The 26,339-nt window shown below is 70.6% G+C and carries 24 protein-coding genes; 12 read left to right on the forward strand and 12 right to left on the reverse strand.

Annotation, left to right across the window (positions count from 1 at the left end):
• Positions 1-2: 2 nt before the first annotated feature.
• Entirely contained in the window at positions 3-1,376 is a 1,374-nt protein-coding gene (locus AB0I98_RS20280) for an ArsA family ATPase (RefSeq protein ID WP_362943539.1), read from the reverse strand.
• Positions 1,373-2,350 carry an ArsA-related P-loop ATPase gene (locus AB0I98_RS20285; protein ID WP_362943542.1) on the reverse strand — a complete coding sequence of 326 codons (978 nt, stop codon included), beginning with the start codon at positions 2,348-2,350 and terminating at the stop codon, positions 1,373-1,375. The genes AB0I98_RS20280 and AB0I98_RS20285 overlap by 4 nt, the downstream gene beginning before the upstream one ends.
• Before the next feature lie 95 nt (positions 2,351-2,445).
• On the opposite strand from AB0I98_RS20285, the gene AB0I98_RS20290 reads away from it, so the two are divergent.
• The 4 genes from AB0I98_RS20290 (at position 2,446) to AB0I98_RS20305 (ending at position 5,025) form a co-directional block, all read left to right on the forward strand.
• Positions 2,446-2,604: a DUF4177 domain-containing protein gene (locus AB0I98_RS20290; protein WP_003991873.1), complete on the forward strand. Its 159-nt coding sequence runs from the start codon at positions 2,446-2,448 to the stop codon at positions 2,602-2,604.
• A complete protein-coding gene (locus tag AB0I98_RS20295) occupies positions 2,601-3,065 on the forward strand; it encodes a RidA family protein (protein WP_362943545.1) in 465 nt (154 codons plus the stop codon). The genes AB0I98_RS20290 and AB0I98_RS20295 overlap by 4 nt, the downstream gene beginning before the upstream one ends.
• A 51-nt stretch (positions 3,066-3,116) precedes the next feature.
• On the forward strand, positions 3,117-3,983 hold the full coding sequence (locus AB0I98_RS20300; RefSeq protein WP_362943547.1) for an NUDIX hydrolase: 867 nt from the start codon (positions 3,117-3,119) through the stop codon (positions 3,981-3,983).
• Between the two features lie 211 nt (positions 3,984-4,194).
• Entirely contained in the window at positions 4,195-5,025 is an 831-nt protein-coding gene (locus AB0I98_RS20305) for an MBL fold metallo-hydrolase (RefSeq protein WP_362943550.1), read from the forward strand.
• Here AB0I98_RS20305 and AB0I98_RS20310 read toward each other — a convergent pair.
• Both AB0I98_RS20310 and AB0I98_RS20315 read right to left on the reverse strand, forming a co-directional pair.
• Positions 5,022-5,837: a nucleotidyltransferase domain-containing protein gene (locus AB0I98_RS20310; RefSeq protein WP_362943553.1), complete on the reverse strand. Its 816-nt coding sequence runs from the start codon at positions 5,835-5,837 to the stop codon at positions 5,022-5,024. The two genes, AB0I98_RS20305 and AB0I98_RS20310, sit on opposite strands and share 4 nt — an antisense overlap.
• Before the next feature lie 8 nt (positions 5,838-5,845).
• The gene (locus tag AB0I98_RS20315; protein ID WP_155056914.1) at positions 5,846-6,520 is read right to left on the reverse strand and encodes a Crp/Fnr family transcriptional regulator; all 675 of its coding nucleotides are present in this window, start codon (positions 6,518-6,520) and stop codon (positions 5,846-5,848) included.
• Positions 6,521-6,805: 285 nt separating this feature from the next.
• On the opposite strand from AB0I98_RS20315, the gene nth reads away from it, so the two are divergent.
• The 3 genes from nth (at position 6,806) to AB0I98_RS20330 (ending at position 9,782) form a co-directional block, all read left to right on the forward strand.
• Positions 6,806-7,702 carry an endonuclease III gene (gene nth, locus AB0I98_RS20320; protein ID WP_362943655.1) on the forward strand — a complete coding sequence of 299 codons (897 nt, stop codon included), beginning with the start codon at positions 6,806-6,808 and terminating at the stop codon, positions 7,700-7,702.
• A gap of 61 nt (positions 7,703-7,763) precedes the next feature.
• A complete protein-coding gene (locus tag AB0I98_RS20325) occupies positions 7,764-8,459 on the forward strand; it encodes a CoA pyrophosphatase (protein ID WP_328359789.1) in 696 nt (231 codons plus the stop codon).
• A gap of 123 nt (positions 8,460-8,582) precedes the next feature.
• Positions 8,583-9,782, forward strand: coding sequence for a MarP family serine protease (locus AB0I98_RS20330; protein WP_362943556.1), 1,200 nt, complete (start codon positions 8,583-8,585; stop codon positions 9,780-9,782).
• A 12-nt stretch (positions 9,783-9,794) separates the two neighbouring features.
• Here AB0I98_RS20330 and AB0I98_RS20335 read toward each other — a convergent pair whose 3' ends face one another.
• The 6 genes from AB0I98_RS20335 to AB0I98_RS20360 all read right to left on the reverse strand — a co-directional run bounded on the left by AB0I98_RS20335 (position 9,795) and on the right by AB0I98_RS20360 (position 17,740).
• The gene (locus tag AB0I98_RS20335) at positions 9,795-9,974 is read right to left on the reverse strand and encodes a hypothetical protein (protein ID WP_301982934.1); all 180 of its coding nucleotides are present in this window, start codon (positions 9,972-9,974) and stop codon (positions 9,795-9,797) included.
• Positions 9,975-10,103: 129 nt separating this feature from the next.
• Positions 10,104-11,033: an alpha/beta hydrolase gene (locus tag AB0I98_RS20340; RefSeq protein WP_362943559.1), complete on the reverse strand. Its 930-nt coding sequence runs from the start codon at positions 11,031-11,033 to the stop codon at positions 10,104-10,106.
• Complete coding sequence (locus AB0I98_RS20345; RefSeq protein ID WP_328359776.1) at positions 11,030-11,518, reverse strand: phage holin family protein; 489 nt, start codon at positions 11,516-11,518, stop codon at positions 11,030-11,032. Before AB0I98_RS20345 ends, AB0I98_RS20340 begins: the two co-directional genes overlap by 4 nt.
• 98 nt (positions 11,519-11,616) lie before the next feature.
• Entirely contained in the window at positions 11,617-13,029 is a 1,413-nt protein-coding gene (nhaA, locus tag AB0I98_RS20350; RefSeq protein WP_362943562.1) for a Na+/H+ antiporter NhaA, read from the reverse strand.
• Positions 13,030-13,223: 194 nt separating this feature from the next.
• Complete coding sequence (gene acs, locus AB0I98_RS20355) at positions 13,224-15,179, reverse strand: acetate--CoA ligase (RefSeq protein WP_362943565.1); 1,956 nt, start codon at positions 15,177-15,179, stop codon at positions 13,224-13,226.
• Between the two features lie 203 nt (positions 15,180-15,382).
• On the reverse strand, positions 15,383-17,740 hold the full coding sequence (locus AB0I98_RS20360) for a SulP family inorganic anion transporter (protein ID WP_362943568.1): 2,358 nt from the start codon (positions 17,738-17,740) through the stop codon (positions 15,383-15,385).
• A gap of 337 nt (positions 17,741-18,077) precedes the next feature.
• Here AB0I98_RS20360 and AB0I98_RS20365 point away from each other — a divergent pair, with 337 nt between their 5' ends.
• Positions 18,078-19,352 carry a hypothetical protein gene (locus AB0I98_RS20365; protein WP_362943571.1) on the forward strand — a complete coding sequence of 425 codons (1,275 nt, stop codon included), beginning with the start codon at positions 18,078-18,080 and terminating at the stop codon, positions 19,350-19,352.
• 12 nt (positions 19,353-19,364) lie between these two features.
• Here the strand turns inward: AB0I98_RS20365 and AB0I98_RS20370 are convergent, their stop codons facing one another.
• Positions 19,365-20,345, reverse strand: coding sequence for an ATP-binding protein (locus AB0I98_RS20370; protein WP_362943574.1), 981 nt, complete (start codon positions 20,343-20,345; stop codon positions 19,365-19,367).
• A gap of 101 nt (positions 20,346-20,446) precedes the next feature.
• Here AB0I98_RS20370 and AB0I98_RS20375 point away from each other — a divergent pair, with 101 nt between their 5' ends.
• Entirely contained in the window at positions 20,447-21,271 is an 825-nt protein-coding gene (locus AB0I98_RS20375) for an oxidoreductase (protein WP_362943577.1), read from the forward strand.
• 433 nt (positions 21,272-21,704) lie between these two features.
• Here the strand turns inward: AB0I98_RS20375 and AB0I98_RS20380 are convergent, their stop codons facing one another.
• Positions 21,705-22,538: an HAD family hydrolase gene (locus AB0I98_RS20380; RefSeq protein WP_362943580.1), complete on the reverse strand. Its 834-nt coding sequence runs from the start codon at positions 22,536-22,538 to the stop codon at positions 21,705-21,707.
• Positions 22,539-23,144: 606 nt separating this feature from the next.
• On the opposite strand from AB0I98_RS20380, the gene ssd reads away from it, so the two are divergent.
• Genes ssd through AB0I98_RS20395 form a run of 3 tightly spaced genes read left to right on the forward strand, consistent with a single transcriptional unit; the run spans position 23,145 to position 26,297 of the window.
• Positions 23,145-24,248: a septum site-determining protein Ssd gene (ssd, locus tag AB0I98_RS20385; protein ID WP_362943583.1), complete on the forward strand. Its 1,104-nt coding sequence runs from the start codon at positions 23,145-23,147 to the stop codon at positions 24,246-24,248.
• Positions 24,245-25,444, forward strand: coding sequence for a TadA family conjugal transfer-associated ATPase (locus AB0I98_RS20390; RefSeq protein ID WP_362943586.1), 1,200 nt, complete (start codon positions 24,245-24,247; stop codon positions 25,442-25,444). Before ssd ends, AB0I98_RS20390 begins: the two co-directional genes overlap by 4 nt.
• The gene (locus AB0I98_RS20395) at positions 25,437-26,297 is read left to right on the forward strand and encodes a type II secretion system F family protein (protein ID WP_362943589.1); all 861 of its coding nucleotides are present in this window, start codon (positions 25,437-25,439) and stop codon (positions 26,295-26,297) included. Before AB0I98_RS20390 ends, AB0I98_RS20395 begins: the two co-directional genes overlap by 8 nt.
• Positions 26,298-26,339: the final 42 nt, after the last annotated feature.

Genomic DNA, 26,339 nt, shown 5'->3' on the forward strand with positions numbered 1-26,339 from the left:
CCTCAGTCACTGCTCGGCAGCTCCGGCCGGTTGGCCGCGAGCCGGTTCCCGATGTCCCGCAGCCCCGCGAGGTCGTGTACGTCGCCGGGCAGCGCGGCCACTTCGGCCATCGCCACCTCCGGGTGGAGTGCGGTGAAGCGATCACGCGTGCGCTGCTCGCGGGAGAGCAGCTGCATGCGCTCGGCGTGCAGCCTCAACAGGCTTGCGGTGAGCTGGTCGACGGAGCGCTCCGGGTCCTGGTCGGCGGTATCGGCGGGGGAGCCTTCGGCCGGCGCTGGTGTTGCGGGAGCGGGAGATTCTGAACTGCCGTACGGGTCGGGAGAGTTACGAAGTCCAGCTTTCCCGCCCTCCTGATCGACAATGCGGGGCTCTTCAAGATTTTCCGCGGCGGGGTCACCCACGAGATCAAGATTCTCCGCGGCTGCGAGCGCCCGCTCGGCCGACAGCCGGGTGGCGCCGCTGCCGTGGACCCGGTTGAGCACCAGACCCGCCAGCGGCATGTCCTCCGCGGCCAGCCGCTCCACGAAGTAGGCGGCCTCCCGCAGCGCGTCCCGCTCAGGCGCCGCGACCACCAGGAACGCCGTCCCGGGCGCCTGCAGCAGCTTGTACGTCGCGTCCGCGCGCGTGCGGAACCCGCCGAAGGTCGTGTCCATCGCCGCCACGAACGTCTGTACGTCCTTCAGCAGCTGACCGCCCAGCAGCTTGCCGAGCGTGCCGGTCATCATCGACATGCCGACGTTCAGGAACTTCATCCCGGCGCGGCCGCCCAGCTTCGCCGGCGCCGTCAGCAGCCGGATCAACCGCCCGTCCAGGAAGGAACCGAGCCGCTTGGGCGCGTCCAGGAAGTCCAGCGCCGAACGGGACGGGGGCGTGTCGACGACGATCAGGTCCCACTCGTCCTTCGCCCGCAGCTGCCCCAGCTTCTCCATCGCCATGTACTCCTGCGTGCCCGCGAAGCCCGCCGAGAGCGACTGGTAGAAGGGGTTGCCCAGGATCGCGGCCGCCCGCTCGGGGTCCGCGTGCGCCTCGACGATCTCGTCGAAGGTGCGCTTCATGTCGAGCATCATGGCGTGCAACTCGCCCTCGCCGTCCACGCCCTTCACCCGGCGCGGGACGTTGTCGAGGGAGTCGATGCCCATGGACTGGGCGAGCCGGCGGGCCGGGTCGATGGTGAGGACGACCACCTTCCGGCCGCGCTCGGCGGCACGTAGCCCCAGCGCCGCCGCCGTGGTCGTCTTGCCGACCCCGCCCGAGCCGCAGCACACCACGATGCGGGTCTTCGGATCGTCGATCAGCGGATCGACGTCGAGCATGCGCGCGGGGGAGAGGTGGTGGCGGGCGGTGTCGTGCGTGTGGGCCGAGTGGTCCGGACTCATGACATCCCCTGTTCCCGCAACTCCGTGGCCAGTTCGTACAGGCCCGCCAGGTCCATGCCCTCGGCGAGCAGCGGCAGTTCATGCAGCGGCAGGCCCAGCTCGCTCAGGACGGCCCGCTGTTCGTGCTCCAGCGTGTACCGCTCGGCGTACTCCTCGGCCTGCGTCAGCAGCGGATCGACCAGTTTCTCGGCGTTCCCGCCGCGCCGCGCGCCGCCGAGTCCGGCCGCGGACAGCGACCTGGCGACCGAGGTCCGCGGCACGGCTCGTACGAGATCCAGGTCGGCCGCGTCCAGCACCTCGGGCCGCACCATGTTCACCATGATCCGCCCCACCGGCAGCCGCGCTCCCCGCAGCTCGGAGATCCCGTCCACGGTCTCCTGTACGGGCATCTCCTCGAGCAGCGTCACCAGGTGGACGGCCGTCTCCTTGGACTTCAGCACCCGCATCACGGCCTGCGCCTGATTGTGTATCGGGCCGATCTTCGCGAGCCCGGCCACCTCGTCGTTGACGTTCAGGAAGCGGGTGATGCGCCCGGTGGGCGGCGCGTCCATGACGACGTAGTCGTACACGAACCGTCCGGCCTTGTCCTTCCTGCGCACGGCCTCGCATGCCTTGCCGGTCAGGAGTACGTCCCTCAGGCCCGGGGCGATGGTGGTGGCGAAGTCGATGGCGCCAAGCTTCTTCAGGGCCCGGCCCGCGCCGCCCAGCTTGTAGAACATCTGGAGGTAGTCCAGCAGGGCCAGTTCGGGGTCGATGGCGAGTGCGTACACCTCCCCGCCCCCGGGAGCGACGGCGATCTTGCGCTCCTCGTAAGGGAGCGCCTCCGTCTCGAAGAGCTGTGCGATGCCCTGCCGACCCTCGACCTCGACGAGAAGCGTGCGCTTCCCCTCGGTGGCGAGGGCCAACGCGAGTGCGGCGGCCACCGTGGTCTTACCGGTTCCGCCCTTGCCGCTGACGACCTGGAGCCTGCTCACATATTCGAGCCTAACCAAACGGCCGGCGGAGTACGCCGGAGGCTGTGGACAACGTGCGCGCGAGGCCTCGCGCGGCAGCGGATACAGTCGGCCCCATGACCAAGTGGGAATACGCAACCGTGCCACTGCTCGTCCACGCCACGAAGCAGATTCTGGACACCTGGGGCGAGGACGGCTGGGAGCTCGTCCAGGTCGTGCCCGGGCCGAACAACCCCGAGCAGCTGGTGGCCTACCTGAAGCGGGAGAAGCAGTGAGCGCGGTCGAGACGAAGCTGGCCGAGCTCGGCCTGACCCTGCCGGAGGTCGTCCCGCCGCTCGCCGCGTACCAGCCGGCTGTCCAGAGTGGTGTGTACGTCTACACCGCCGGCCAGCTCCCGATGGTGGACGGCAAGCTTCCGGTCACCGGCAAGGTGGGTGCGGAGGTCACGCCCGAGGAGGCCAAGGAGCTCGCCCGCACGTGCGCGCTGAACGCCCTCGCCGCGGTCAAGTCCGTCGTGGGTGACCTGGATCGCATCGCGCGCGTGGTGAAGGTCGTCGGCTTCGTCGCCTCGGCCTCGGACTTCACCGGCCAGCCGGGTGTCCTCAACGGCGCGAGCGAACTCCTCGGCGCGGTCCTGGGTGACAAGGGCGTGCACGCGCGCAGCGCGGTGGGCGTGGCGGTGTTGCCGCTGGACGCGCCGGTGGAGGTCGAGGTCCAGGTGGAGCTGGTGCCGTAACGGCGCCGGGTCCATCTCGAACATCAGCCCACCCCGGGATACCCTCCGCCCATGGCAAACGGGCAGTGGTATCCCCAGGAGTGGCCGGCCCTGATCCGCGCCCTCGCGGAAGGAACCCTCACCCCGGTCACCCCGAGGCGTGCGGCCACCGTCATGCTCCTGAAGGACACCGACGCCGGCCCCGCCGTCCACATGCTGCGCAGACGCGCCTCCATGGCCTTCGCCGGAGGCGCGTACGCGTATCCGGGCGGTGGTGTCGACCCGCGCGACGACGACCACCACATCCGCTGGGCGGGCCCCACGCGCGCGTGGTGGGCGGACAGGCTCGGCGTCGACGAGACGACGGAGGCCCAGGCGATCGTCTGCGCGGCGGTACGGGAGACGTACGAGGAGGCAGGCGTCCTTCTCGCGGGCCTCACGCCCGACTCCGTCGTCGGTGACACCACCGGCGACGACTGGGAGGCGGACCGTGCCGCCCTGGTCGCCCGGGATCTGTCCTTCGCGGAGTTTCTGGAGCGCCGTGGCCTGGTCCTCCGGTCGGATCTGCTGGGCGCCTGGACCCGCTGGATCACCCCGGAGTTCGAACCACGTCGCTATGACACCTGGTTCTTCGTGGCGGCCCTCCCTAAGGGCCAGCGCACCCGGAACGTCTCCACGGAGGCCGACCGCACGGTGTGGACGGCACCGGCCGACGCCGCCGCGTCGTACGACAAGGGCGAGCTGCTGATGATGCCGCCCACCATCGCGACCCTGCGCCAGCTGTCCCCGTACGCCACGGCCGCCGCGGCGCTCGCTGCCGCCCCCGGCCGTGACATGACCCCTGTCCTGGCCAAGGCCCGCCTCGAGGACGACGAGATCGTGCTGTCCTGGCCGGGCCACGACGAGTTCACGAAGCACATCCCCACGGGCGGGGCCTGAAGCATGACCCCTCCCCTGAACCGGACCGCCGCCCCGTACGCCCCGGAGGATCCCCTCGTATGACGGACGCAGCCGCCCTCCCCGGCCAGCCGAGGGGCGGGGACCCAATTCCTCGTGCGCCCCTCGCACTGCTCCGCAGGCTTCGGGACGCTGCGCCGGCCTCCGACCGGCGACCTGACGTGCTGCCCAGCCTGACGGGAGGAACCTCCGCATGACCGACGCAGCCGCCCTCCCCGGCCAGCCCAGGGGCGGGGTCCTCTCGGGCCCCGCCACCCCACGGGCCGTCAACGTCCTTGCGCCCAACGCCTCGGCGATGACCCTGGACGGCACCAACACGTGGGTGCTGTCGGAGCCCGACTCCGAACTGGCCGTGGTGATCGACCCGGGCCCCCTGGACGAGAGCCACCTGCGCACCGTCCTCGACACCGCCGAGAAGGCCGGCAAGCGCGTCGCGCTGACCCTGCTGACACACGGTCACCCCGACCACGCCGAAGGCGCCGCCCGTTTCGCCGAGCTGACCGGTACGAACGTGCGGGCCCTGGATCCGGCGCTGCGGCTGGGCGACGAGGGGCTGGCGGCCGGGGACGTGGTCACGGTCGGCGGCCTGGAGCTGAGGGTCGTACCGACGCCCGGGCACACCTCGGACTCCCTGTGCTTCCATCTGCCGGCCGACCGGGCGGTCGTGACCGGCGACACGATCCTGGGCCGCGGTACGACGGTCGTGGCGCACCCCGACGGCCGTCTGGGCGACTATCTGGACTCCCTGCGACGGCTGAGGTCCCTCACCGTCGACGACGGCGTCCACACCGTCCTGCCGGGCCATGGACCGGTCCTGGAGGACGCCCAGGGCGCCGTGGAGTTCTATCTCGCCCACCGTGCCCACCGTCTCGCCCAGATCGAGACGGCCGTGGAGAACGGCCACCGCACGCCGTCGGAGGTCGTCGCCCATGTGTACGCGGACGTGGACCGGTCCCTGTGGCCCGCGGCGGAGTTGTCGGTACGGGCCCAGCTGGACTATCTGGAGGAGCACGGCCTCATCTAGGGGTTGGGCCGGGGCGCTTTGACGCCGTGCACGCGCGCGTACTCCTCGGCGAGCCATGGGCCGATGTCGGCGACGTACGACACCAGGACTTCGCGCTCGCCGGTGGGCTCGTACCCGAGGACGGCGGCGGCCCGCATCTGCTCTCCGCGCGCGGGGTAGTACGCGGCGAACGCCTCGGCCATGTCGGCCAGATCGCTCGTCCAGCCGTTCCAGCGCGGCATCACGAGCGTGAAGCCGGTGCGGACGAGGCGGCGGGACATGAGGCGTACGAGGGGCCGCCGGGCCTCGTCGGCGGAGTCGGCCGCGGCGATCCGTTCGCGCCAGCGGGGGAGGAGCAGGGCGAGGTCGCCGTTGGTCTCGCGGGCGAGCAGCGAGTCGGGCCGGTAGCGCGGCAGGTACTCGGCGAGATCCTCGCCGAGCAGCGGCGTGCACAGGCACGCGACGAACCACCCCAGGTCGTACCGCTCCGGCTCGCTCAGTACCTGTGCCTGGCTGACCAGCAGGATCCCGACCCCGTCGACCTGCGGAAACTCCTTGTCGACCGCCTCACCCAGCGTCCGCGCGCCCTCCCGGTCCGCGGCACCGGGCTCCTCGCGCAGCACGGCGAGCAGATCCAGATCGCTGCGCCCCACGCGCGCGGTGCCCCGCGGAATCGACCCGTAGAGGTACGCGCTGTCCAACCGCGCCCCGAAGAGATCGAGCACGCGGTCCCGGGTGGCGGCGACGACGGGACGGAAGGCGGGCGGGACCTGCCCGAGAGAGCCCTCACGCTCGATGAAGCCGAGGGAGTCGAGCCCCCTGAACGTCGTCAACGAGGTGGCTACCGCGAGCGCTTGGCGAGCCGCTCCACGTCCAGCAGGATCACCGCGCGTGCCTCGAGGCGGAGCCATCCGCGCTGGGCGAAGTCGGCGAGCGCCTTGTTGACCGTCTCGCGGGAGGCGCCGACCAGCTGGGCCAGCTCCTCCTGCGTGAGGTCGTGGACGACGTGGATGCCCTCTTCGGACTGCACGCCGAAGCGGCGGGAGAGGTCCAGCAGGGCGCGCGCGACACGGCCGGGGACGTCGGAGAAGACCAGGTCGGACATCTGGTCGTTGGTCTTGCGCAGCCGGCGGGCGACGGCGCGCAGCAGCGCGGTGGCCACCTCGGGGCGGGCGTTCAGCCAGGGCTGGAGGTCGCCGTGGCCCAGGCCCAGCAGCTTGACCTCGGTCAGCGCGGTGGCGGTCGCCGTGCGCGGGCCCGGGTCGAAGAGCGACAGTTCGCCGATGAGCTCGCCGGGGCCGACGACGGCCAGCATGTTCTCGCGGCCGTCGGGCGAGGTGCGGTGGAGCTTGACCTTGCCCTCGGTGACGACATAGAGCCGGTCGCCCGGGTCGCCCTCGTGGAACAGGGAGTCGCCACGTGCGAGGGTCACCTCACTCATGGAGGCGCGCAGCTCCGCGGACTGCTCGTCATCGAGCGCCGCGAAGAGCGGATTGCGCCGCAGAACGTCGTCCACGAGTTCTCTCCTTGTCGACCTGCTCAGGGGATCACTCCCCCACGTACCAGGGGACCGTGCTCCCCATTTTGCCGGACGGTCCAAACAGTGTGATCTGTCACAAGGATGCCGCACAGGTGTGCCGAGGTACGCGGCAGGGGTCCAATCGGGGGCCGATCTCCCGGGTCCGGGGCGGATGTCAGTGCCGGGCTTTAGGCTGGCCGGGTGTCCAAATCGCCGGTGAGAGCACAGGCCAAGGGGGCTGGACGGGTGGTTGCACGTCGGGATTCTGCTGTGGGCGAACAGATCCCCACCGGCGGAAAGAAAGCGGCAAAAGTGACAAAGGAGCCTGTGAAGAAGCCTGTGAAAAAGACGGCCGCGGTGAAGAAGGCGGCTTCGAAGCCTCCGCAGGTTTCGAAGCCTACGAAGGAGGAGTCCCGCACCGCCCTCGTCCGCCGGGCCCGCCGGATCAACCGCGAGCTCGCCGAGGTCTACCCGTACGCCCACCCCGAGCTGGACTTCGAGAACCCCTTCCAACTGCTGGTGGCCACCGTGCTGTCCGCCCAGACCACCGACCTCCGCGTCAACCAGACCACCCCGGCGCTCTTCGCCAAGTACCCGACGCCCGAGGACCTGGCGGCCGCCAACCCGGAGGAGGTCGAGGAGATCCTTCGCCCGACCGGCTTCTTCCGGGCCAAGACCAAGTCGGTGATGGGGCTGTCGAAGGCCCTCGTGGCGGACTTCGGCGGCGAGGTCCCCGGCCGGCTCGAAGACCTCGTCAAGCTCCCCGGCGTGGGCCGCAAGACCGCGTTCGTCGTGCTCGGCAACGCCTTCGGCCGCCCCGGCCTCACCGTGGACACGCACTTCCAGCGGCTGGTGCGGCGCTGGCGGTGGACCGACGCGACCGAGCCGGACAAGATCGAGGCCGATGTCGCCGCGCTGTTCCCCAAGAGCGACTGGACGATGCTCTCGCACCACGTGATCTTCCACGGCCGCCGCATCTGCCACGCCCGCAAGCCCGCCTGCGGCGCCTGCCCCATCGCCCCGCTCTGCCCGGCGTACGGCGAGGGCGAGACGGACCCGGAGAAGGCGAAGAAGCTGCTCAAGTACGAGAAGGGCGGCTTCCCGGGCCAGCGCCTGAAGCCTCCGCAGGCGTATCTGGACGCGGGCGGCAAGCCGGCGCCGCCGCTGGGGGCCGGATGAGTCCTCAGGAACGATCTCGGTGCCGTCCGGCGTTGGGCAGTGCAGGACGACGGGGGTGGCGATGACGCGCGCAAGCGATACACAGGGCGGCCCGGTGGCGCTCAGCAAGGAGGGCCTGCCCGGCTGGCTCGATCCGGTGGTGCACGCGGTGGAGACGGTGCAGCCGCTCCAGCTGAGCCGCTTCCTGCCGCCGGAGAACGGCGCGGGGCGCCAGTCCGCCGTACTGATCCTGTTCGGTGAGGGCGAGCGCGGTCCCGAGCTGCTGCTGATGGAGCGGGCCAGTTCGCTGCGCTCGCACGCCGGGCAGCCGTCCTTCCCGGGCGGTGCCCTCGACCCCGAGGACGGCGACCCGAAGGCCGACGGGCCGCTGCGGGCCGCTCTCCGCGAGGCCGAGGAGGAGACCGGCCTCGATCCGGCCGGGGTCCAGCTCTTCGGCGTGCTGCCCAAGCTGTACATCCCGGTCAGCAGCTTCGTCGTGACCCCGGTGCTGGGCTGGTGGCGCGAGCCGACCCCGGTCGGGGTGGTCGATCCGAACGAGACCGCGCGCGTCTTCACCGTTCCCGTGGCGGATCTCACGGATCCCGCCCACCGCGCCACCACCGTCCACCCCAGCGGTCACCGAGGTCCGGCATTTCTGGTCGAATCTGCCCTGGTGTGGGGCTTCACGGCAGGGATCATCGACCGCCTGCTGCACTACGCGGGCTGGGAGCGACCATGGGACCGCGAGAAGCAGGTCCCGCTCGACTGGCGGTCATGACAAGGTGGGCGCCGTGTTGTGTCTACCCGGGGGGAACGCTGTGTTCGATCGCCGCTGCGCGGCAGGGTGGACCCCCGAAGCCGACCGTGGGGACCGCGACGTGATGAGGCGAGGCTAGAAGCGGTGAACGTGCTGGACATCCTGTTGCTGGTCGCCGCCGTGTGGTTCGCGATCGTCGGCTATCGCCAGGGCTTCGTCGTCGGCATCCTGTCGGTGATCGGCTTCCTGGGCGGCGGTCTCGTCGCGGTCTATGTGCTGCCCGTCATCTGGGACGCGCTGACCGACAATTCCGAGGTCGGCACCACCGCCGCCGTCGTCGCGGTCGTCGTCGTCATCGTCTGCGCCTCCGTCGGCCAGGCGCTCACCACCCACCTCGGCAACAAGCTGCGCCGGTACATCACCTGGTCCCCGGCCCGCGCCCTGGACGCGACCGGTGGCGCGCTCGTCAACGTCGTGGCGATGCTCCTGGTCGCCTGGCTCATCGGCTCCGCCCTCGCGCAGACCACGCTGCCCACGCTGGGCAAGGAGGTCCGCAACTCCAAGGTGCTGCTGGGGGTGTCGGAGGCGCTGCCCACCCAGGCCGACACCTGGTTCAAGGACTTCACCTCGGTCCTCGCGCAGAACGGCTTCCCGCAGGTCTTCAGCCCGTTCTCGAACGAGCCGATCAAGGAGGTCGCGCCCCCGGACCCGGCCCTCGCCGGCAGCGCCGTCGCCGCCCGCGCCCAGCGCTCCATCGTCAAGGTCATGGGCACCGCCGAGAGTTGCAGCAAGGTCCTCGAAGGCACCGGCTTCGTCTTCTCCGACCGCCGCGTCATGACCAACGCGCATGTCGTCGGCGGCGTCGACGAGCCCACCATCCAGATAGGCGGCGAGGGCAGGAAGTACGACGCGACGGTCGTCCTCTACGACTGGGAGCGCGACATCGCCGTACTCGACGTACCCGATCTGGACGCTCCGGCGCTCAAGTTCACCACCGAGGACGCCGGCAGCGGGGACAGCGCGATCGTCGCCGGCTTCCCGGAGAACGGGGCGTACGACGTGCGGTCCGCGCGCGTCCGCGGGCGCATCACGGCCAGCGGAGCGGACATCTACCACCGCGGCACCGTCAGCCGCGACGTCTACTCCCTGTACGCGACCGTCCGCCAGGGCAACTCCGGCGGCCCGCTGCTCACCCCTGAAGGCCAGGTGTACGGCGTGGTCTTCGCCAAGTCCCTCGACGACGCCGAGACGGGGTACGCGCTCACCGCGGACGAGATCCAGGAGGACATCGCCAAGGGGCGCACCGCGAACCAGCGGGTGGACAGCGACGACTGCGCTCTGTAGGCCGTACGGAGCTCAGCCGCGCGTATGACGCAGCCGTACGGAGACCCAGCGGGCCCGGCGGCGCAGGATGTGCGGGATGCCCACGCGGAGGTCGGTGCCCGGCAGCTGCGGGGTGCCTCGCTGGTGAGAGCTCAAGGCGTTGCCCGAGCGTCGATTGCGTGCTGCGTCACTGTAGTCGTGCGTCCAGCCCATACCCCGACGTGTGCCCCTGCCCCAAGGTCGATAACCGCCCCCACGCCCCCCAATTGGCCTATGCGCCAGGCATTTGGCTGTTCGTAGGACGGTTGTTCCGAACGGGCGACACGGCGCGCGTCGACACGGTCACCGATCGGGTTCGGGATCCTTCAGCCAGCTGATCAGTTCGGTCGAAAAGGCGACCGGATCCTCCTCGTGCGGGAAGTGGCCGAGACCGTCGAACAGGCGCCAGCGGTACGGGGCTTCGACGTACTCTCCGGAGCCGGCCGCGCTGCGGGTCCGCATCACCGGGTCCAGGGAGCCATGGAGATGGAGCGTCGGTACCCGGACGGGCCGCTTCATCCGCCGGTTGAACTGGACGCCGTCCAGGCGGGCGAGGGACCGCACCATCCACCGGTACGGCTCGATCGAGCAGTGCGCGGTCGACGGGATGCACATGGCGCGCTGGTACGTGTCCACCGCCTTGTCGTCCGGCAGGCTCGGCCCCGACCAGTCCCGCATCAGCCGGGCGACCAGCGCCCCGTCGTCCGCGATGAGCTGCCGCTCCGGGATCCAGGGCCGCTGGAACCCCCAGATGTACGAGCCCGCGGCCGTCTGCCGGACGTCGGAGAGCATGGCGGCCCGCCAGCGCCGCGGATGGGGCATCGAGGTGACCGCGAGCCGCCGTACGAGCTTCGGGCGCATCACGGCCGCCGTCCACGCGATATAGCCGCCCAGGTCGTGCCCGACGAGCGCGGCGTCCGGCTCGCCGAGCGACCGTACGACGCCCGTGACGTCGAGGGCGAGGTTGCCCGGGTCGTAACCCCGGGGCGTACGGTCGCTGCCGCCGACGCCCCGCAGGTCCATCGCGACGGCCCGGAACCCGGCGTCGGCGAGGTCGACCAGCTGGTGCCGCCAGGTCCACCAGAACTGCGGGAAGCCGTGCAGCAGCAGCACCAGCGGCCCGTCGCCCATCTCGGCGATGTGGAAGCGCGCGCCATTGGCGGCCACTTCCCGGTGTGTCCAGGGACCGTCCGGCCGTACGACAGAGGCGGGCTGCGCCGAAGGGTCGGTCATGACGACGAGCGTGCCACAGCTTCGATGGCCTCCGGGACCCGGTCCTGCGGCAGTTCGGCACGCGGGTGCGGCTTGGCCTTCTGCAGGACGACCGCCGTCTCCTTCACGGACGCCGCGACCTTCTGCGGACCCTTGCCCTTCTTGGCCTTCTTCGCGAAGACGACGCCGATCAGCGCCAGGACGAGCGCGATCAGCACGTTCGCCGCGAAGGACAGCAGGAAGCAGATCGCGAGATTCCAGTCGCTCCAGGTCCGGATGCCGTACGCGAGCGCGAAGTTCAGCATCGGAAGGGAGAACACCAGCACGCCGGCGGCCACCGAGAACGCGCCGCCGCTCATCGCCCCGCGCTTGACGTCCTGCTTGAGCTGCGCCTTGGCCAGCGCGATCTCGTCGTGCACCAGCGCGGACATCTCGGTGGTCGCCGAGGCGAACAGCTGGCCGATGCTGCGTTCGGTACCGACCGGGCTGCCGTCGGGTGCGCTCATCGCGGTCTCCCTCTCCTGCCTGACTTCTTTTCGACGGTCATTTTGTACCGTCCCGTCAGATCATGCCGGACCGTCGTCCCCGTCGCCTGCCCCGGTCGTCACTTCGGCATGCCGGAGCCGTTCTCCGCGGTCATCAGCTCGGCGATCCGGCGGTGCTCGGCGGCCTTGCGCTCGTAGATGCCGGCCATCCGCAGGTGGTACGCCGGGTCGTCCTCCTCGTAGATGTCCGGGATGCCGTCGAGGTCGTCGTCGCGCTCCTCGTCCTCGCACATCTTGCGGTACTTGGCGTTCCGTACCTTCAGCAGGACGGTCGCCAGAGCCGCCGAGATGAGCGAGCCCAGCAGCACCGCGGCCTTGATCTCGCCGGTCAGTACCGTGTCGCCGTCGAAGGCGAGCTCGCCGATCAGCAGCGAGACGGTGAACCCGATGCCGGCCAGTGAGGCCACCGCGAACACGTCCGGCCAGGCGAGGTCATCACTGAGCGACGCCCTGGTGAAACGTGCCGTCAGCCACGTACCCCCGAAGATGCCGACCGCCTTGCCGACGACCAGACCCAGCACCACGCCGAGCGTCTCCGGCTGGGCGAATACGTCGCCCAGGGCGCCCCCCGAAAGGGAGACACCGGCGCTGAACAGCGCGAACAGCGGCACAGCGAGGCCTGCCGACAGCGGCCGTACGAGGTGCTCGATGCGCTCGCCGGGGGAGTGGTCCTCGCCTTCGTGGCGGTGGCAGCGCAGCATCAGGCCCATCGCGACGCCCGCGATCGTGGCGTGGATGCCGCTGTTGTACATCAGCCCCCAGATGACGAGGGCGAGCGGGACGTAGAGGTACCAGCCGCGGACGCCCTTGCGCAGCAGCAGCCAGAAGACGAGCAGGCCGACGACGGCGCCGCCGAGCGCGGCGAAGTCGAGGGTGTCGGTGAAGAAGACCGCGATGATCAGGATCGCGAACAGGTCGTCGACGACGGCGAGGGTCAGAAGGAAGGCGCGCAGGGCGCTCGGCAGGGACGTACCGATGACCGCGAGCACCGCCAGTGCGAAGGCGATGTCGGTGGCGGTGGGCACGGCCCAGCCCGCCAGCGAGCCGCCGCCGGTGACGTTGGTGAGGGTGTAGACGAGCGCCGGTACGGCCATCCCGCACAGGGCCGCGACGACGGGCAGCACGGCGGCCTTGGGGTCGCGCAGATCACCGGCGACCAGCTCACGCTTGAGCTCGATACCGGCGACGAAGAAGAAGATCGCGAGCAGTCCGTCGGCCGCCCAGTGCGCGATCGACAGGTTCAGGCCGAGCGCCTCGGGTCCGAGGTGGTAGTGGCTGACGCTCTCGTAGCTGTCGTGCAGCGCGGGTATGTTCGCCCAGATCAGCGCGGCGATCGCGGCGAGGAGCAGCAGCACACCGCCGACCGTCTCGGCGCGCAGCGCGTCCGCCACGAAGGTTCGCTCGGGCAGGGACAGACGTCCGAAAACCTTGCGGGTGCTGGCGTTTTCCCTGTTGCGGGCGGGCGCGGCCACGAGGAGACCTCCGGTCGGTGGGCAGGACGGAACACATGCCGACCAGACTTCCCGGCGCACCTTGATTCGTTGTTATGTTCTTGACGGTTTGCTTAGCTTACCTAAGATGCGGCCGGGCTCGTCGGGGGATCTTCACGTTAAACGCAAAAGGGGCACCCGGCGCGCTTGTCGCCGGGTGCCCCTTGAGGGCTTGCTCAGTCCTCGCTCGGCGCCGCCGGAAGCTTCGCCTGGATGAGGTCCATGACCGTCGAGTCGGTCAGCGTGGTGACATCGCCGAGCTGACGGTTCTCCGCCACGTCCCGCAGCAGGCGGCGCATGATCTTGCCGGAGCGGGTCTTCGGCAGCTCCGCGACCGGCAGGATCCGCTTCGGCTTGGCGATGGGGCCGAGGGCGGCGCTGACGTGGCCCTGCAGGTCGGCGACGAGGTGCTCGGTCTCCGACGCCGTGCCGCGGAGGATCACGAAGGCGACGATGGCCTGCCCGGTCGTCTCGTCGGCCGCACCGACGACGGCCGCCTCGGCGACCGACGGATGCGAGACGAGCGCCGACTCCACCTCGGTCGTGGAGATGTTGTGCCCGGACACGAGCATGACGTCGTCCACCCGGCCGAGCAGCCAGATGTCACCGTCGTCGTCCTTCTTGGCCCCGTCACCGGCGAAGTACTTGCCCTCGAACCGCGACCAGTACGTGTCGAGGAACCTCTGGTCGTCACCCCAGATGGTGCGCAGCATCGACGGCCACGGCTCGGTGAGCACCAGATAGCCACCGCCGCCGTTGGGCACCTCCCGCGCCTCGTCGTCGACGACGGTCGCGGAGATACCGGGCAGCGGGACCTGAGCGGAACCCGGCTTGGTCTCCGTGACGCCCGGCAGCGGCGAGATCATCATCGCGCCGGTCTCGGTCTGCCACCAGGTGTCCACGATCGGCGTCCGGTCGGCCCCGATGTGCTTGCGGTACCAGATCCAGGCCTCGGGGTTGATGGGCTCACCGACCGAGCCGAGGACACGGAGGGAGGAGAGATCGAACTTCGCGGGGATGTCGTCGCCCCACTTCATGAACGTACGGATCGCGGTCGGCGCCGTGTACAGGATCGTCACCCCGTACTTCTGCACGATCTCCCAGAACCGCCCCTGGTGCGGGGTGTCCGGCGTGCCCTCGTACATCACCTGCGTCGCGCCGTTGGCCAGCGGCCCGTAGACGATGTACGAGTGCCCGGTGACCCAGCCGACGTCGGCCGTGCACCAGTACACGTCCGTCTCCGGCTTGAGGTCGAAGACGGCGTGGTGGGTGTACGCGGCCTGCGTGAGGTAGCCGCCCGAGGTGTGCAGGATGCCCTTCGGCTTACCCGTCGTACCGGACGTGTAGAGGATGAACAGCGGCTGCTCGGCCTCGAAGGGTTCCGGTGTGTGCTCGGCGGACTGCCGGTCGACGATCTCGTGCCACCACACGTCCAACTCGTCGTTCCAGGCGACCTCCTGGCCCGTACGGCGGACCACGAGCACATGCTCGACGTTGCCCGCCTTGGTGACCGCCTCGTCGACGGCCGGCTTCAGCGCGGACGGCTTGCCGCGCCGGTAGCCGCCGTCGGACGTGATGACGACCTTGGCGTCCGCGTCCTGGATACGGGTCGCGAGCGCGTCCGCCGAGAAGCCGCCGAAGACCACGGAGTGCGCGGCGCCGATCCGGGCGCACGCCAGCATCGCGATCGCGGTCTCGGGGATCATCGGCATATAGACGGCGACCCGGTCGCCCTTGCGCACACCCAGCTCCAGCAGGGCGCCCGCGGCCTTGGAGACCTCGTCCTTCAACTCGGCGTAGGTGATGGCGCGGCTGTCGCCGGGCTCTCCCTCGAAGTGGATGGCGACCCGGTCGCCGTGTCCCGCCTCGACATGCCGGTCGACGCAGTTGTACGCGACGTTCAGCTCGCCGTCCTTGAACCACTTGGCGAACGGCGGGTTCGACCAGTCCAGTGTCTCGGTCGGCTCCTTGGCCCAGGTCAGCCGCCGGGCCTGCGTGGCCCAGAAGCCGAGCCGGTCAGCCTTGGCCTGTTCGTACGCCTCCGCCGTGACATTGGCGTTCGCGGCCAGGTCAGCGGGCGGCGCGAAGCGTCGCTCCTCTTTCAAGAGGTTGGCCAGGCTTTCGTTGCTCACGACATCTCCCTTTCCCAGGGTGTCCGTTGTGTCCCAGGCCACAGCTCATCAGACCGGGGGGCCGGATGACAAGGGTCGACCGGAAATTGGTTTAGACCTGTCGGCACCGGTTCCGTAGTGGACTTCCGGTGGCCGGGGTCATCCCTTCCCACGGACGGCGGGTCCGGCGAGTTCAGATGGTGTAACGCCTCTCACATCGCTGGTCACGCCGACACGTCCGCCGCCCCCACCCAGCCGAACACCTCGCCCTCGTCCGACGCGGAGAGCAGGTACGCCTGCGCCTCGCCCACGTGGAAGTACATCCCGTGCAACTCCAGCGAGCCCTCGCGCAGGGCGCGGCTCACCGACTCGTGGGCGCGCAGGTGCTCCAACTGCTGGACCACATTGGTCAGGCAGAGCTGCTCGACCGCGTCGGCGGGCCGGCGTCCGGCCAGCCGGGCCCAGGGGCGGCTGTCGTCGGCCATCCGCTCCAGGCTGGGTACCCCGTGCCGCAGCCACCGCTTGAGCGGCGTCTGGACGTCACCGGCCTCGGAGTCGAGCAGCGCCTGCATGGCTCCGCACCCGGAGTGCCCGCACACCGTGATGGACCGCACCTTCAGCACCTCCACCGCGTACTCGATCGCCGCCGCCACCGAGTCGTCTCCGCTCTCCTGACCGGGGGGCGGCACGAGGTTGCCCACATTGCGCACCACGAACAGATCGCCCGGACCACTGGAGGTGATCATCGACGTGACCAGCCGTGAGTCGGCGCAGGTGAGGAAGAGCTGAACCGGCTGCTGTCCCTCGCGCGCCAGCCGGGCCAGCTCGCCCCGCACCAGGGGCGCGGTGTTGCGGTGGAACGCGTCGATGCCACGGGCCAGTTCATGGCCGCTGGGCCCGGTCTCGACCGTTTCGGCGAGGCCGGTCGGCTGCCCGCCGGGCGTGGCCGCGGACCGCGGGGGTTCGCACTGGTGGTTGCGCCAGGGTGTCCAGGGACGGCAACGGCAGCCGGCCTGCTCACCGCTACTGGTGCCGACGGGCTCGGCGATCCGGACCCCGGTGCGACGGCCGCTCACCTCGACGGTGCCGCCGTGCGCGGTGTGCGCGTTCTGCCAGTCCTGCAGTGACTCGTACGCCGCATGGTCCATGAAGGAGCCGTCCAACTCGACGACGACATGGGCCCCTTGGGGCACGAGATGCAGGGCGCGGCTGAGCCGCGGCACCGCGAGGAACGTCAACTGCCCTCGTACATGGACGTGATGGACTCCTTCCTTGTCTTCGTGCGTGATGCGTGTGCGGGTGAGGCGGTGCAGGGCGACGGCGACGGCCATGGCGATCCCCAGGGCCACGCCCTCCAGGACGCCGAGGAGCACCACGCCGAGTGTGGTGACGGCGTACACCAGCACTTCTCGGTGGCGGGTCACCGTGCGGATGTGGTGCAGGGACACCATCTGGATGCCGACGGCCATCACCAGGGCGGCGAGCGAGGCGAGCGGGATGAGCTCCAGGATCGGGACCATCAGCAGCGCGGCGACTACTACGAAAACGCCGTGCAGCATCGTGGAGTTCCGGCTCACGGCACCGGATTGGACATTCGCCGCGCTGCGCACCGCGACCCCGGTGACCGGCAGTCCGCCGAGCGCGCCCGAGACGATATTGGCGGCGCCCTGGCCGCGCAGCTCCCGGTCGAGGTCGGCGCGTGGCACGGGCGGCGCCTGAGTCCGGGCGGCGGCCAGCTTGTCCACGGCCACCGCGGACAGCAGCGACTCCACTCCGCCGACCAGGGTGATGGTCAGGACGGCGGCGACGATCCCGAGCACCGGGCCTTCCGGCAGCCCGGCCAGGGCGTGACTGCTCCACGAGGGCAGGTCGACCCGGGGCAGCCGCAACCCGGCCAGGGCGGCCACCGCCGTCGCCGTCGCCACCGCGGCGAGGGGCGCCGGCAGCAGTCGTACGACTCGGCCCGCCCGGCCCGGAATCCGCGGCCAGACCAGCAGAACGGCCAGGGTCAGGGCGCTCATGGACAGGGCGGTGGGATGCGGGTCGGCCAGCTGGGAGGGAAGTTCGCGCACGTTGTCGACGACCGAGCTGTGCGGGGTTCCGCCGAGGACGATGTGCAGTTGGGCGACGGCGATGGTGGCGCCGATGCCGGCGAGCATGCCGTGCACGATGGCGGGGCTCACGGCGAGCGCGGAGCGCGCCACGCGCAGGAAGCCCAGGCCGAGTTGGGCGAGACCGGCGAGCACGGTGATGGCGCAGGTCGCACGCCAGCCGTAGCGCTGGATGAGATCGGCGGTGACCACCGTCAGGCCGGCCGCTGGGCCGCTGACCTGGAGCGGGGCGCCACCGAGGCGTCCGACGACGAGCCCGCCCACGGCGGCGGCGACCAGCCCGGCCTGGAGGGGTGCGCCGGTGGCGAGGGCGATGCCGAGGGACAGGGGCAGTGCGATCAGGAAGACCGCGATCGAGGCCGACACATCGGCGCCCGCGATACGGAAGCGGCGACGGGACGGCGGGGGGCTGTGGGGCTCGTGCTCGGGCCGGGGGGAATCGGATGGGCGGGTGGGGACGCAGGCTGACATGGTTCCCGTCTCCTCCGGGGCAGCGCGGTCGCGGATCTGGTGGTCCTCCGCTCGGTGGCGGGGGGTCGGGTCGCGGCCGTGGGTCACGGCGTGCAAGCGGCGGGATGAATCAACGCTCGGTAAATGGATCGTAATGGAGAGTAAAGGGCGAGCATAGATTTTTCGAGCAAATGGGCTAATGCATAACTCTCATGAGTGAAGCGAGCTTTTTATCGGCTTGTCGTATTAATTCCTTCTCTGCCCCGTGCGACCTTGGCGCCACTGTCGGCCCTTTCCGGCACATCACCCGAGTTCGACTCATCAGCGTTGGCCTGAGAGAAGGAAAGGTGGGCGGAGTATGGCCGCCACCCAGAGGATCGCCGCCGGCGCCGTGGCCGCCGCGGCCTGTGCCGCGTCCCTCGCCGGTTGCACGGCGGAGGACACCGGTTCCCAGGGCCCAGAACAAGGAGCCCCCGGCCCGCAGAAGCCGGCGGCGGCGCCCAAGAGCGTGGTCCGTCTGATCGGTGACGGCTCCACCTCGTACACCGGAGCCCAGCCGCATCTGCCCAGACCCGAACGCCTGAAGCCCGGTCAGAAGCCCCCGCAGTTCGTGGTGTTCTCCTGGGACGGCGCCGGCGAGGACAGCCAGAAGTTGTTCTCCCACTTCCGCCAGGTCGCCAAGAGGAACGACGCGACGATGACGTACTTCCTCAGCGGCGTGTACATGCTGCCCGAGGGGAAGCGCGACCTCTACAGACCGCCGCAGCACGCGCCCGGCCGCTCCGACATCGGCTTCAACGACGACCGCGGCATCGCCGACACCGCCAAGCAGCTGCGCCTGGCATGGCTGGAGGGCAATGAGATCGGCACCCACTTCAACGGCCATTTCTGCGGCAGCGGCGGCGGGGTCGGCGAGTGGTCGGTCGAGGAATGGAAGGACGAGATCGCCCAGGCGAAACGATTCGTGAAGTCCTGGAAGACCAACACCGGCATGAGAAAGGCGGCCCCGCTGCCCTTCGACTACGACAAGGAACTCATCGGCGCCCGCACGCCCTGTCTGGAAGGCCAGGAGAACTTCATGAAGGCGGCCCGCGACCTGGGCTTCCGCTATGACACCAGTGGCGTCAACGACCAGGTCTGGCCGAAGAAGAAGCTGGGCCTGTGGGATCTGTCGATGCAGCTCGTGCCGTTCCCCGGGCACACCTACGAACAGCTCACCATGGACTACAACTTCATGGTCAACCAATCCGGCACCACCACCCAGGGCGACCCGGACAAGTACGACTACTGGGGCGACCAGATGCGGGACGGCCTGCTCAAGGGCTTCTACCGGGCCTACGACGGCAACCGCGCGCCCCTGATCATCGGCAACCACTTCGAGTCCTGGAACGGCGGCACCTATATGCGGGCCGTCGAGGAGGTCATCGAGGAGGTGTGCACCAAGCCCGAGGTGCGCTGTGTCTCCTTCCGGCAGCTGGTCGACTGGCTGGACGCCCAGGACCCCACGACGCTGCGCAAGCTCCGCACCCTGAAGGTCGGCGAGGCCCCGAAGCAGGGCTGGGCGTCCTTCCTGTCCGCCCACCCGGCCCCGGCCCCGAAGGGCGCGCCCGGGGCACCGGCGGTCAGGCCCTAGCGGCAGGAGCCGTCACGCCGGGGTGCCGATGCCCTCGCCGAGCACGAATCCGGGGTCGATCTGCGCGGCCAGGTCGACCCCGAGGCGTTCATTGCCCCAGGACTCGGCGTTCTTCAGATGGAAGTGGACCATCTGACGCGTATAGCGCTCCCAGTCGCGCAGCTCGTACGTCGAGTCGGCGGCCGTCCGCAGCAGGCGCAGGGCGCGGCGGCTCGCGTCCTCCAGGAACTCGAACCGGGGTGGCCGGCCCTTCTCCATGGCCCGCACCCAGTCCGAGTACCCCACCGACACCAGCAGGTCGTCCCCGACTTCGGCGCGCAGGAAGTCGAGGTCCTCCTGGCCGTGCACCTTGTTGCCGACGACCGCCAGGGCGACCCCGAAGTCGGCGGCGTACTCCTTGTACTGGCGATAGACGGAGACCCCCCTCCGGGTCGGCTCGGCGACGAGGAACGTGATGTCGAAGCGGGTGAACAGCCCGGAGGCGAAGGAGTCCGAGCCCGCCGTCATGTCGACCACGACATACTCGTCGCGGCCGTCCACCAGGTGGTTCAGGCACAGCTCCACCGCTCCGGTCTTGGAGTGGTAGCAGGCGACCCCCAGGTCGGCGTCCGTGAAGGGGCCCGTGACCATCAAACGGACTGCGCCGCCGTCGAGTTCCACCGGCCGGGCGCAGGCGTCGTACACCGGATTGTTCTCACGGACCCGCAGCAGCCGTGAGCCTTCCCCGGGTGGCGTCGTCTTGGTCATCGTCCTGGCGGAGGTGATGCGGGGGTTGGTGCCGCGCAGATAGTCCTTGATCATCGGCAGCCGGTCGCCCATCGCGGGCAGCTCGCCCGCCTCCGTCTCGTCCAGGCCGAGCGCGACCCCGAGGTGCTGGTTGATGTCCGCGTCGATCGCGACGACCGGTGCGCCGTCGGCCGCGAGATGGCGGATGAACAGGGAGGACAGCGTGGTCTTGCCACTGCCGCCCTTCCCGACGAAAGCAATTTTCATGTTCACGAAGGGTAGTGCGGCGATAGCTGTAGGTGGCAGACGGGCGTGAAGAAGACCACTCCATCGTGGGGTGCGCGCCCGGTGTGGCTAGTGTCGTACTCATGAGTACGACAGGTGCGACCGCCGATCCGCTCGCGGCCCTGGGCTCGCTGCCCGGAGTGGCCGAGTCCGTGGAGTCCGTGCGCAAGGCCGTGGACCGGGTCTACGGCCACCGGATCATGCGGCGTCGCAGCAACGAGATCACGTCCGAGGCGGCGTTGCGCGGCGCCCGTGGCTCCGGGGCGCTGTCCGGTGCCGACTGGGCCCTCGAAGAGGTGCGCCGGCGCACCGACTTCAGCGGCGACGACGAGGCCCGCACGATGGGTGCGGCCCTCAGGCTGACCGCGGAGGCGGGCCAACTCCTGTCCGTCTGGCGGCAGTCACCCCTGCGTGTGCTGGCCCGGCTGCATCTGGTGGCGGCGGCGAGCGACTCCGACGAGGTCGGGCGGCCCCGCCAGGAGGGCGAGCAGGTCGACGAGCCGCTGGTCGAACTGGAGCTGCCGAGCGCGGCTGATGTGTCGGGGCGGCTGGACGGCCTGTCCGAGCTGATCATCGCGGGGAGTTCCGCACCCGCACTGGTCACGGCCGCGGTCGTGCACGGGGAACTCCTCGCGCTGCGGCCCTTCGCCTCCCACAACGGCCTGGTCGCGCGCACGGCCGCGCGCATCGTCCTGGTCGGCAGCGGCCTCGACCCGAAGTCCGTCTGTCCGCCGGAGGTCGGCCACGCGGAACTGGGCCGCGCCGCCTATCTGGCGGCGCTCGACGGCTATGTCTCCGGCACTCCGGAGGGCATGGCCGCCTGGATCGCCCACTGCGGCAGGGCGGTCGAGCTGGGGGCGCGCGAGTCGACGGCGGTGTGCGAGGCGCTGCAGCGCGGGGCGGCGTAGCAGGCGAGTTGCGGGGCAGCGCAGCATTAAGAATGCAGTAAGAAAAGGCGCATGAAAAAGCCCCCGAAAGGGGGCTTGAAGGGTTGCGGCGGTACGAGTCCTCGTACCGCCGCTGGCATGTCCACCGGGGTACCAAGCGTCCTCGATGTATTGCCCATCAGGTCGGGACTTCGCCCGTCCCTGGTGCGGCTGGCCCGTAATCGACGGGTCGACGTCGCGTGGGTGCCCGGTGTCCATGCTCGGTCCGTGGGGCCAAATGCGTTATTAAGGTGATCCTCTCGGATGTCCTTGGTCTCGCGGGCCGTTGACTCCTTTGTACTCCAGGTGCCGGGCAAGCGGAAGTGGCGGCTGCACTTCTTTACTTTTATGTTCAAAGGCGTACTAAACGGTCGCCGATATGTCGAGCACGCGCGCGTGGCGGCAATGGAGCAGGTCAGGCAGCTGTGGCCCGACGCCGGCTGGCGTACCAGACGAGGCCCGCGGTGGCCGCCGCGGCCCCTATGGCGGCTGCCGCGACGAGCGCCGGACGCGACGGTACGGAGAGGGTGGGCATCCGCTGCTTGAGCCGTACCGGGCGGTGGAAGTCCAGAATCGGCCACCCGCGCGCGAGTGCTTCACGGCGCAGTGTGCGGTCCGGGTTCACGGCATGGGGGTGGCCGACCGCCTGAAGCATCGGCAGGTCGGTCGCCGAGTCGCTGTAGGCGAAGCAGCGCGCGAGGTCGTACCCCTCGGATTCGGCCAGTTCCCTGACCGCCTCGGCCTTCGTCGGACCGTAGGCGTAGTACTCCACCTCCCCGGTGAAGCAGCCGTCGTCGCCGACGACCATGCGGGTGGCGACCACCCGGTCCGCGCCGAGCAGTTCGCCGATGGGCTCGACCACCTCGGCACCCGACGTGGACACGATCACGACGTCCCGCCCCGCGGTGTGGTGCTCCTCGATGAGGGAGGCGGCCTCGTCGTAGATGATCGGGTCGATCAGGTCGTGAAGGGTCTCGGCGACGATCTCCTTCACCTGCTGGACGTTCCAGCCGCGGCACATCGCGGACAGGTACTTGCGCATCCGCTCCATCTGGTCGTGGTCGGCGCCGCCCGCGAGGAAGACGAACTGGGCATATGCGGTGCGCAAGGCGGCCCTGCGGTTGATCAGCCCGCCTTGGTAGAACGACTTGCTGAAGGTGAGCGTGCTCGACTTCGCAATGACCGTCTTGTCCAGGTCAAAGAAGGCCGCTGTGCGGGGCAAGGAGTGGTTTTCCACAACCCTGAGCATAGGGGCAGCCCATTCGGCGTAAGGTGGGCGCGTGGGTTTGCCTGAGAGGGCTCTCGGGTACACCATGGAAGTCACGGATCGTTCGCGACCGTGCTAACCCGGTCCGGCTCCTCCCCCCCCGAGTCGGCCGTGGAGACGACCCCCGCTCTCCCCCCCGGCGGGGGTCGTCGCATGTCCGGATGCGTTTTCCTCCCTCTGTTCACGGTCGTGGGCCCATCGCGAGGCGGCTGTGGTGTGATCTTGACATGCCCATGATTCGTGACTGTGTGTAGCCGTTGGGCTGCTCTGTGGAAGTCGCACAGCGGGCAGTACAGGGGTCACCGGTATGGGTGACGGCGATATTCACAACCGTCGAGTTGTCCACAGTTATCGACCAAGATCCACACGATTTCCCGGTTCGCTGCACCGTGATTCCAGCGCGCCCCGACCGGGCCGACTTCAGGGCCGGTTCCGGTTTGTCGGGCGTGTTTGGCCGGTTCCTATCGGCCGTCCATATGGAGGCCGGTTGCCGGTTCTTCACACGTTTGGGAATCGCGGGGCCTCAGGGGCTGCGCGAGAGGTGTGTCGCGGGTCCCGCGTGGGCCCGCGCGAAGGGGGATGGACATCGTGGCCGCAGCCGTCACTCACGATCCGCAGCCCGCCGCCGGAGGGCGACAGGGCGGACCGCTGATCGTCACGGAAGACGCCGATCTGCTCGACGACCTGCTGCGCCTGTGCGCGGCGGCCGGTGCCACACCCGAGGTGCACCACGGGGTGCCGGAGCCCGGAGGCCGCTGGGAGGCGGCGCCGCTGGTCCTCGTCGGGGACGACGCGGTGCGGCGGGTGCGCGGGGCCGCGCGCAGAAGGGGAGTCGTGCTCGTCGGCCGGGACCAGGACGACCCCGGCGTCTGGAAACGGGCCGTCGAGATCGGCGCCGACCATGTGCTGATGCTGCCCGACGGCGAGCAGTGGCTGGTGGACCGCATCGCCGACGTGGCGGAGGGTGTCGGGCGGCCCGCGCTCACCGTGGGCGTCATCGGCGGCCGTGGCGGGGCCGGCGCGTCCACGCTCGCCTGCGCTCTTGCCGTTACTTCCGCGCGGGAGGGGCTGCGCACACTCCTCGTGGACGCCGATCCGCTGGGCGGCGGACTCGATGTGCTCCTCGGTGGCGAGACCGCCGAGGGCCTGCGCTGGCCCGCCTTCGCCGCCTCGCGCGGGCGGGTCGGCGGGGGCGCCCTGGAGGAGTCGCTGCCGCGGCTGCACTCGCTGCGGGTGCTCAGCTGGGATCGCGGCGACCGTATCGCCGTCCCGCCGCAGGCCGTACGCGCGGTGCTCGCCGCCGCCCGACGCCGGGGCGGCACGGTCGTGGTCGATCTGCCCCGCCGTATCGACGACGGCGTCGCCGAGGTACTCGCGCAGCTCGATGTCGGGCTGCTCGTGGTGCCCGCCGAGCTGCGTGCGGTCGCCGCCGCCGGGCGGGTGGCCTCCGCCGTCGGCATGGTCCTGCGTGACCTGCGGGTGGCGGTGCGCGGACCGTACGCGCCCGGCCTCGACGACCGCGAGGTGGCCCGGCTGCTCGGACTGCCGCTGGCCGGCGAAGTGCCCGTGGAATCCGGGCTGCTGCGCCCGCACGAGAGCAAGTCGCCGCCCGGCGCCTCCGGACGCGGACCGCTGGCGCGGTTCTGCAAGGGGTTCTGGGAGCGGGCGCTGATGGAGGCGAACGCCGCATGAACACCTTTTCCGGGCCACTGCTGGACGGCGTACGGCAGTGGCTGGCCGAAAGCGGTGCCGAGCCGACACCCGCGCGCGTGGCACAGGCGCTGCGGGAGCAGGGGCGGGTGCTGGGAGATGCCGAAGTTCTCGGCGCGGCCCGGCAGTTGCGGTCCGAACTGGTCGGCAGCGGCCCGCTGGAACCGCTGCTCGCCGACCCGTCGGTGACCGACGTCCTGGTGTCCGCGCCGGACCGGGTCTGGGTCGACCGGGGCGGCGGACTGGAGCTGACGGCGGTCTCCTTCACGGACGCGTCGGCCGTACGACGTCTTGCGCAGCGTCTGGCCGCGGTGGCCGGGCGGCGGCTGGACGACGCCCGGCCGTGGGTGGACGCCAGGCTGCCCGACGGGACACGGCTGCACGCGGTGCTGCCTCCGGTCGCCGTGGGCTGTGCGTGCCTGGCTCTTCGGGTCGTACGGCCCCGGGCCTTCACGCTCGACGAGCTGGTGACGGCGGGCACGGTGCCGCCCGGCGGGGACCGGGTACTGCGGGCGCTGCTGGAGGCCCGGCTGTCCTTCCTGATCAGCGGCGGGACCGGCAGCGGCAAGACGACGCTGCTGAGCGCACTGCTGGGGCTCGTGGGCTCCGGCGAGCGGATCGTGCTCGCCGAGGACTCGGCGGAGTTGCGGCCCGACCATCCGCACGTAGTGCGGTTGGAGACACGGCCCGCCAATCAGGAGGGCGCGGGCCTCGTCACCCTCGAGGACCTCGTACGGCAGGCCCTGCGGATGCGACCCGATCGGCTCGTCGTGGGGGAGGTGCGCGGGCGTGAAGTAGTCGATCTGCTGGCCGCGTTGAACACCGGCCACGAGGGCGGCTGCGGGACCGTCCACGCCAACGCGGCAGCGGACGTGCCTGCCCGGCTGGAAGCGCTCGGCACGGCGGCCGGGCTCGACCGGGCCGCCCTGCACAGCCAGTTGGCGGCCGCCCTGGCGGTCGTACTGCATCTCGTGCGCGACCGGGCCGGGCGGCGGCGGATCGCCGAGGTCCATGTGCTGGAGCGGGACCCGTCAGGGCTGGTGCGGACGGTGCCGGCGCTGCGGTGGGGCGAGGAGGCCTTTGTGCGGGAGCGGGGGTGGGGGCGGTTGCGGGAGTTGCTGGGGGTTCCGGCGGACGCGTGCGGTGCCGGGGAGCGGAGGAGTGGGCGGGATGGGTGAGCTGTCGTCGGGGGCTGCTTTGGCGTGCGCCGGGGCCCTGGTCTGGCTGATGGGTGGATGGCACTCCGGGGCGCGGCGGGCGGAGTTGCTGCTCGCGGGCGGCGGGGTGGTGGGGACCGGTCCGTCCGCGTGGCGGGATGCGGTCGCTCGGCTGCGGCGGCTCCGCGGTCGGCTGCGGGTCGAGTGGTGGGCTCCGGTAGCCGGGCTGGTGCTGGCGGTGCTGGGCGCGTCGGTGCTGCCGCTCGTCGCGGGGGCGGCTGGAGTGCCCTTGCTCCGGCGACTGCGGCTGGCCGCGGAGTCACGACGGGCGCGGGAGCGGCGCGCGGACGGAGTGATCGCGTTGTGCGCGGCGCTCGCCGGGGAGGTGCGGGCCGGGCGGCAGCCGGGTGAGGCGCTCCTGTGTGCGGCGCGCGACTCCGGCGGGCTCGGGGGCGCGCAGGCGGCGGTGCTGGCTGCGGCGAGGTTCGGCGGGGACGTGCCGGGTGCGCTGGCGGGCGCGGCGCGACAGCCGGGGGCCGAGGGGTTGCTGGGGCTCGCGGCCTGCTGGCGGGTGGCCGTGGACCAGGGGGCGGGGCTTGCGGCGGGGCTCGACCGGCTCGAGGCGGCGTTGCGTGCGGAGCGGGACCAACGGGCCGATCTGCGAGCCCAGTTGGCCGGCGCCCGCTCCACGGCGGTGATGCTCGCCGCGCTGCCGGCCTTCGGGCTCACCCTCGGGACGGCTCTCGGAGCCGACCCGCTGCATGTCCTGCTGCACACCGGGGCGGGGTTCGGGTGCCTGGTGGTCGGGGGGCTGCTGGAGGGGGTGGGGGTGTGGTGGGTGGCGCGGATTGTGCGAGGGGCGGAGGTGATGTGAGGGCTGGGTGATGTGAGGCGAGCTGGGGTGAGGGCTGGGTGG

The sequence above is a fragment of the Streptomyces sp. NPDC050211 genome (assembly GCF_040656035.1).
Taxonomy (GTDB): Bacteria; Actinomycetota; Actinomycetes; order Streptomycetales; family Streptomycetaceae; genus Streptomyces.

Coding starts and splice junctions, on each gene's coding strand:
- AB0I98_RS20380 (WP_362943580.1), bottom strand. CDS start 22,538: ATGCTCAGGGTTGTGGAAAACCACTCCTTGCCCCGCACAGCGGCCTTC.
- AB0I98_RS20300 (WP_362943547.1), top strand. CDS start 3,117: ATGGCAAACGGGCAGTGGTATCCCCAGGAGTGGCCGGCCCTGATCCGC.
- AB0I98_RS20370 (WP_362943574.1), bottom strand. CDS start 20,345: ATGAAAATTGCTTTCGTCGGGAAGGGCGGCAGTGGCAAGACCACGCTG.
- AB0I98_RS20305 (WP_362943550.1), top strand. CDS start 4,195: ATGACCGACGCAGCCGCCCTCCCCGGCCAGCCCAGGGGCGGGGTCCTC.
- AB0I98_RS20290 (WP_003991873.1), top strand. CDS start 2,446: ATGACCAAGTGGGAATACGCAACCGTGCCACTGCTCGTCCACGCCACG.
- AB0I98_RS20280 (WP_362943539.1), bottom strand. CDS start 1,376: ATGAGTCCGGACCACTCGGCCCACACGCACGACACCGCCCGCCACCAC.
- AB0I98_RS20375 (WP_362943577.1), top strand. CDS start 20,447: ATGAGTACGACAGGTGCGACCGCCGATCCGCTCGCGGCCCTGGGCTCG.
- AB0I98_RS20395 (WP_362943589.1), top strand. CDS start 25,437: ATGGGTGAGCTGTCGTCGGGGGCTGCTTTGGCGTGCGCCGGGGCCCTG.
- AB0I98_RS20325 (WP_328359789.1), top strand. CDS start 7,764: ATGACGCGCGCAAGCGATACACAGGGCGGCCCGGTGGCGCTCAGCAAG.
- AB0I98_RS20335 (WP_301982934.1), bottom strand. CDS start 9,974: ATGGGCTGGACGCACGACTACAGTGACGCAGCACGCAATCGACGCTCG.
- AB0I98_RS20340 (WP_362943559.1), bottom strand. CDS start 11,033: ATGACCGACCCTTCGGCGCAGCCCGCCTCTGTCGTACGGCCGGACGGT.
- AB0I98_RS20345 (WP_328359776.1), bottom strand. CDS start 11,518: ATGAGCGCACCCGACGGCAGCCCGGTCGGTACCGAACGCAGCATCGGC.
- AB0I98_RS20360 (WP_362943568.1), bottom strand. CDS start 17,740: ATGTCAGCCTGCGTCCCCACCCGCCCATCCGATTCCCCCCGGCCCGAG.
- AB0I98_RS20365 (WP_362943571.1), top strand. CDS start 18,078: ATGGCCGCCACCCAGAGGATCGCCGCCGGCGCCGTGGCCGCCGCGGCC.
- AB0I98_RS20390 (WP_362943586.1), top strand. CDS start 24,245: ATGAACACCTTTTCCGGGCCACTGCTGGACGGCGTACGGCAGTGGCTG.